Below are 6,675 nucleotides of genomic sequence, written 5' to 3' on the forward strand. Positions count from 1 at the left end.
TCTCGCTGCTGCTCGTCGCCCTCGCGGCGCTCGGCGTCGTCGCGCTGACTGCGCTCGGCGTGTGGCAGCTCGAGCGCAGGACGTGGAAGCTGGCGCTGATCGACCGGGTCGAGCAGCGTCTGCATGCGGCCCCTCAGCCGCTGCCGGCGCCTTCGTCGTGGCACGCGATCACGGCGTCAAGCGACGAGTACCGGCGCGTGACCGTCACCGGCCATTTCCTGCATGAGCGCGAGACGCCGGTGGCGGCGGTGACCGACTATGGCCGCGGCTTCTGGGTCCTGACGCCGCTGCAGACGACGGACGGAGCCACGGTCCTGGTCAATCGCGGTTTTGTTCCCCCGGAACGTCGGGACGCTTCGACACGGAGCGAGGGAAATCCGCCCCGAACGGTGAGCGTCACCGGCCTGCTGCGGGTCACCGAGCCAAAGGGCGCCTTCCTGCACACGAACGACCCGACGGCAAACCGCTGGTACTCGCGCGACGTCGCCGCGATCGCCACAGCGCGCGGACTGTCGCAGGTCGCGCCGTTCTTCATCGATGCCGACGCCTCCCCCAACCCCGGCGGCTACCCGATCGGCGGATTGACCGTCGTCAGGTTCCCGAACAACCATCTGATTTACGCGCTGACATGGTTCGCCATGGCCTTTATGCTGGCGGCTGCACTCCTGCGCGCTTTGCGCGGCAGGGGACATGTCCGCGACTTCGATGCGCGGCGCGATGCCGTGCGCAGCCTGGTGGCCGCCGCACGCAACTTATCTCGCAAGACGGGCCCAGATGCTCGAGCGCATATCGGATCGGCATGACCACGGGAAAACGACGGGCGAGGCCATGACGCTGCCGGCGAAGGCCGGTGCCGGCACGGCCCCGGTCGCGCTGGATGCGCCAAAGTCCACTGACGACACCACCAACCGCAAGAACATGGCGCTGCTGATCCAGCTGCGCTGGACCGCGGTGATCGGCCAGATCGCGACGATCGCATTCGTGGACCGGTGGCTCGGCATTGCGCTGCCGATCCTGCCGATGGCCGGCGTGATCGCGGCCCTCGTGGCGCTCAACTTCCTGAGCCTTGCCTGGGTACGGTACCGGGCGGAGATCAACAACCGCGAACTCCTGCTTGCGCTGATGCTCGACGTCGCCGCACTGACCGGCCAGCTCTATCTGAGCGGCGGGGCGACCAATCCGTTCACATCGCTCTACCTTCTGCAGGTCACCCTCGGCGCAGTCCTGCTCGACGCGCGCTCGACCTGGTCGCTGGTCGGGCTGGCCTGTTTGAGCTTCGCCGGGCTGACCGTCGCCCATCGCCCGCTCGGTCTGCCGCAGCACGGCTTCAGCGATCCGTTCAGCCTCCATGTTGCCGGCATGTTCATCGGCTTTGCGCTCAATGCCGTCCTGCTCGTGGTGTTCGTGACGCGCATTAACCGCAACTTGCGAGAACGCGATGCCCATTTGGCCGCGCTGCGCCAGCATGCCGCCGAGCAGGATCACATCGTCCGCATGGGCCTGCTCGCGTCCGGGGCGGCGCACGAGCTCGGCACCCCGCTGGCGTCGCTGTCGGTGATCCTGAGCGACTGGCGTCGCATGCCGGCGCTCACATCGAATCCGGAGCTGTCAGACGATCTCGCCGAGATGGAGACGTCGCTGCAGCGGTGCAAATCGATCGTCACCGGCATCCTCGTTTCGGCCGGCGAGGCGCGCGGCGAAGGATCGTCGCCGACCACGGTAACGGCCTTTCTCGCGGCGCTGGTCGAGGAGTGGCGCACCACGCGCCCGTCGGCCACGTTGTACTTCCGGAACGAGTTCGGCGCCGACCTGCCTGTTGTCTCCGAGGTCGCGCTCAAGCAGGCGATCTTCAACGTGCTCGACAATTCCGCCGAGGTATCGCGCGACTGGATCGAGCTGGCGGCCGAGCGCGCCGACGACCGCCTCGTGCTGTCGGTCACCGATCGCGGACCGGGCTTTGCGCCGGAAATGCTGGCGCAGTTGGGAAAACCCTATCAGTCGAGCAAGGGACGCCCGGGAAGCGGCCTCGGCCTGTTCCTGGTCGTGAACGTCGTGCGCAAGCTCGGCGGGGTCGTGATGGCGCGAAACAACACAGAAGGCGGCGCAACCATCCGCCTGGAGCTACCCCTGGCAACGCTGGCGATCGGAGGCGGCCTTGACGGATGACCGGCTGCTTTTGATCGTGGAAGACGATGAAGGCTTTGCCCGCACGCTCAAACGTTCGTTCGAGCGGCGCGACTATCAGGTCGTCGTGGCGGCCTCGCTCGACGAGGCCCGGAAAGTGCTTGAAGAGAAAACGCCCGGCTATGCCGTGGTCGACCTCAAGCTGGGCGGCGCCTCGGGGCTGGCCTGCGTGGAAGCGCTGCATGTGCACGATCCCGAGATGCTGATCGTCGTGCTGACCGGATTTGCCAGCATCGCCACCGCGGTCGAAGCCATCAAGCTTGGCGCCTGCCATTACCTCGCCAAGCCGTCGAACACCGACGACATCGAGGCCGCCTTCCGCAGGGCAGAGGGCAACGCCGATATCGAGGTGGCCGCGCGTCCCACCTCGATCAAGACCCTGGAATGGGAGCGCATTCACCAGACCCTGATCGAAACCGATTTCAACATCTCCGAAGCCGCAAGGCGGCTCGGCATGCATCGCCGGACGCTGGCAAGAAAGCTGGAAAAGCGTCAGGTGAAGTGAACGGGGCGTGACCCCCTGTACCGGAAGTGGTGGGACGCCGCTTTTCCATCGGCGCCGACCAGATTGGTCGACGGTTTTGTGACAGAAAGATCACACCGGGCCAGTCAGTTGCATAGGGTTCAGCGCCACGTATTGCCTGCCGACCATCTTGGATTCAGTCTTGGTGGACTCACCTGGATGAGTCACGGGAAGGAGCCCCGGAATGGAAAGGGCGCGGAATCTCGTTTTCGGAATGATGGCTGGCCTGATGGCCGTCGGCGGCGCGCAGGCGGCCGATCTGCCGATCAAGGCCAAGCCGATCGAATACGTGAAGATCTGCTCCGCTTACGGGGCAGGCTTCTTCTTCATTCCCGGCACCGATACCTGCATCAAGCTCGGCGGCTATGTGCGCGCCGACGTCACCTTCGACGGCGGCGGCGCCCACGGCCAGCCGGCGTGGAATGGCGATGCCGGGCAGCGGAACCGCTATTTCGATTATTTCGTCGGCCGCTCGCGCATGGTGCTGACAGTCGATACCCGCACCGCCACCGAATACGGCGTGGTCCGCACCTTCGCTTCGACCAAATTCCAGTTCACCACGCTGGGCGGCAGCACCTTCAACCCGAACTCGATCAATGGCTCGCTCCCTGTCGCGAACTCGAACCTGCTCGACACCCCCGGCGGCGGCTATGTCGCCATCTATGATCTCTTCGTCCAGTTCGCGGGTTTCACCTTCGGCAAGTCGGCTTCCGCCTACGCGTCGCCCTGGCAGGGTACTCCGGGCAACAACTCGTCGTTCCTGCTGGGCGGCCAAAGCGGCGACAATAGCGGCACCAATAACATCCAGTACACCGCGGACTTCGGCAACGGCGTGACCGGCAGCATCGGCCTCGACGATCCGACGGTGTGGGACCGCACCAACGTGTTCAACCTGTCGCTGCCGCTGAACGCCGCGCTGACCTCGGGCAACGCCTATGCCGGCGTCCATGCGCCCGACGTCGTCGGCAATATCCGCATCGATCAGGCCTGGGGTCTGTTCCAGATTTCCGGCGCGGCGCACGAGGTGAACGCCTCCTACAACGTCCTCAACACCGCTGGCGCGCCGGCCGGCGCGGTCGCCTTGCCGGGTGCGGCGCCGACTGCGCTGTCGGAGATCAGCGGTCACCCCGACACGAAATGGGGTGGCGCGGTGATGGCTGCCCTGCAAATCAAGAACCTGCCGACCGGCACCGCCGACGACATCAAGCTCGATGCGAGCTACGCCAAGGGGGCCACGAAATACATCATCGGAACTGACTCGACCTCGCCGAGCTTTGCGCTGTTCGGCGGCACCAGCAATCCGGCGGCCTATCAAAGCATCGGCTTCGGCGCCACCACCGATGCGGTCTACCTTCCGTTCGCAGCCGGCGGCGACGGCTCGCTGCATCTGACCGAGGCCTTTGGCGTCCGCGGCGCGTTCAATCACAACTGGGATCCGTACTGGTCGACGAGCCTCTATGGCAGCTATTCGGCGGTCCGCTACGATGGCGCGGCCAAGGCATTCATGTGCGCCAACTACACCACGCCGGCGAAGGCGGTCAGCGCCGACTATGTCTGCAATCCCGACTTCAACGTCTCGCAGCTCGGCACGGTGACCCGCTGGACGCCGGTCAAGAACCTGACTTTCTCGGCGGAAGTGCAGTGGTTCCACCTCGACCAGAAGTTCCAGGGATCGGCGATCCTCGGGGCCGCAGCTCCGAAGCCCTCCACGCGCTACGAGTTCAAGGATCAGGACGCCGTCCATCTGGAGCTTCGCGTTCAGCGAAACTTCTGAGGCCATTTTTCATTCGCGTCGATTCTGTGCTGTCGCCAGCCTGGCGCATGATGCGTTTTGGTTGAATCAGCCCGTCCACGCGTTTCACCTCTCCCGCGGGAGAGGTCGGCGCGTAAGCGCCGGGTGATGGCTCTCTCCACACGGTCGAACAGCGTGAATCGCGGAGACCCCCACCCCAGCCCTCCCCCGCAAGCGGGAGAGGGAGCCCAGCAGCGATCGCGGATGCAATTCGACCTGATCTCATCGCGCTCTAGCTCTTTGTTTGAGCATGATCTCCGCGCAAACGCTTCGCGTTTGTCGCGAGGGAAAACCGGCCCCCACTTTTCCGGATCCTGCTCCAGGAACCAATTTCGTTGGGACAGGGTGACTGCCGGATTACATCGCTTGCGCTCATGCAACTTTGGGCATTGAATTCCGCGACAATGCGCTGCTGACGCGAGTCCTTAGCGATGCAGTGTTTCAATCGATCAGCTCTGCACAGTCCCACGTGAAGCGAGTCACCGCAGGCTTGCGCGCTTGCTTGTCCGCGCAATGCCGACGAAGCACACGAAAGACGAAACGCCAATTGGCCAGCATGGAGGGAATGATGTCACGGAAGCTTTCGCGACGGCAATTTGTCAGTGCGACTGCCATCTCGTCCGCTGCGCTCGTCGCTGCGCCCTATGTGCGCGGCGCCTACGCCGCCGGCAAATTGTCGATGGGCTTCTGGGACCACTGGGTGCCTGGCGCGAACAAGACCTTGACCGATCTCGTCAATGAATGGGCCGCGAAGGAAAGGATCGAGGCGCAGATCGACTACATCACCAGCCAGGGCAACAAGATCCTCCTCACCGTTTCCGCCGAAGCGCAAGCCAAAGCCGGCCACGACATCCTGGTCATGACGACTTGGCTGCCGCACGCGAATGCCGAACAGCTCGAGCCCGTCAACGACATCATGGCGCCGATCATCAAGCAGAATGGCGCGATCAATTACACAGTCGAATATCTCGGCCAGGCCAATGGCAAGTGGCTCGGCGTTCCGTCTTGCGTCGGCAGCCAGATCAAAGGTCCCTGCTCGCGTATCGATCTGATGAAGAAATACGCCAATATCGACGTGCAGGAGCTGTATCCGGCCGGCCGCCCGCCACAAGCTGATAACTGGACCATGGATACGTTTCTCAAGGCTGCAGAAGCCTGCCAGAAGGGCGGCTTCCCCTTCGGCATCGGTCTTGGCGAGACCGCTGACAGCACTGACACCGCCGGAGCGGTCTTCCAGTCATTCGGCGCAGAACTCGTCGACACCAAGGGCAATCTGACTGTCAGGACCGACGCCGTTCGGCAGGCGCTCGATTTCTACAGGAAGCTGATCGCCTTCCTGCCATCGGATGTCTCGGCATGGGACGACGCCTCCAACAACAAATGGCTGATTTCCGGCAGGGGCGCGATGATCATGAACCCGCCGAGCGCCTGGGCGGTCGCCAAGCGCGACGCTCCGCAAGTTGCCCAGCAATGCTGGACCCACGGCTTTCCGTCCGGACCAAGAGGTCGCTTCGCACCCTACGTGCCTTTCTTCTGGACCATCTGGCAATTCTCCAAGAACAAGGCCGCGGCCAAGAGCCTGCTCGTGCATCTTTCGCAGCCGTCATCGATTGAGAAGCTGGTGGTCGCCAGCGGCGGCTATGATCTGCCAGCCTACGAGAACCTCACGAGGCTGGAGGTTTGGGCGGAAGCCGAGCCGCCGAAGGGCACGCTCTATCATTATCCGAATCCCTACAACCATCAAAAGCTGTCAATTGCGGCGTCGCCAGCACCGCCCAAAGTCGCACAGCAAATCTACTCGCAGGCGACGCTGACCAAGATGTGCCTGCGCCACGCGCAGGGTTGCATATTTCACTGATGATGAGCAGCGATTTCGCGCGATCATGAGCGCTGAATTCAGACGATCGTGAGCAACTCGCTCCGGCCGAGGCGGTGATAGGGTCAGCGTTTCGGCTGCTCGTCAAGGGTGATGGTTTTGGCGTTGCGTTTTCGCATGCTTTCGCCGGCAAGCTCGAGGCGGTGAGCGTTGTGGACGAGGCGATCCAGAATGGCGTCGGCGAGCGTGGGATCTCCGATAACTTCGTGCCATGTGTCCACGGGGAGTTGGCTGGTTATGATGGTGGAGGCACGGCCATGGCGGTCCTCGAGGATTTCCAGTAGATCTCGCCGCTCGGCG

6 protein-coding genes are annotated in these 6,675 nt (G+C 63.7%); 5 read left to right on the top strand and 1 reads right to left on the bottom strand.

From position 1 onward, the window contains the following. Positions 1 to 8 precede the first annotated feature (8 nt). From K288_RS0132535 to K288_RS47215, 5 genes are all read left to right on the top strand, one after another. On the top strand, positions 9 to 803 hold the full coding sequence (locus tag K288_RS0132535; RefSeq protein WP_027583309.1) for an SURF1 family protein: 795 nt from the start codon (positions 9 to 11) through the stop codon (positions 801 to 803). Then, positions 775 to 2,166: an ATP-binding protein gene (locus K288_RS0132540; protein ID WP_027583310.1), complete on the top strand. Its 1,392-nt coding sequence runs from the start codon at positions 775 to 777 to the stop codon at positions 2,164 to 2,166. Before K288_RS0132535 ends, K288_RS0132540 begins: the two co-directional genes overlap by 29 nt. After that, positions 2,156 to 2,689, top strand: a complete 534-nt coding sequence (locus K288_RS0132545; protein ID WP_027583311.1) for a response regulator transcription factor — start codon at positions 2,156 to 2,158, stop codon at positions 2,687 to 2,689. Before K288_RS0132540 ends, K288_RS0132545 begins: the two co-directional genes overlap by 11 nt. Before the next feature lie 202 nt (positions 2,690 to 2,891). Further along, positions 2,892 to 4,481, top strand: coding sequence for a porin (locus K288_RS0132550; RefSeq protein WP_027583312.1), 1,590 nt, complete (start codon positions 2,892 to 2,894; stop codon positions 4,479 to 4,481). 586 nt (positions 4,482 to 5,067) lie between these two features. Then, a complete protein-coding gene (locus K288_RS47215) occupies positions 5,068 to 6,357 on the top strand; it encodes an extracellular solute-binding protein (RefSeq protein WP_051334863.1) in 1,290 nt (429 codons plus the stop codon). Between the two features lie 83 nt (positions 6,358 to 6,440). On the opposite strand, the gene K288_RS51020 is transcribed toward K288_RS47215, so the two are convergent. Beyond that, positions 6,441 to 6,675 (bottom strand): ATP-binding protein (locus tag K288_RS51020; RefSeq protein WP_160169030.1); only part of this gene is annotated, 235 nt, incomplete at its 5' end.

This window comes from Bradyrhizobium sp. Ai1a-2, from assembly GCF_000426245.1.
GTDB lineage: Bacteria > Pseudomonadota > Alphaproteobacteria > Rhizobiales > Xanthobacteraceae > Bradyrhizobium.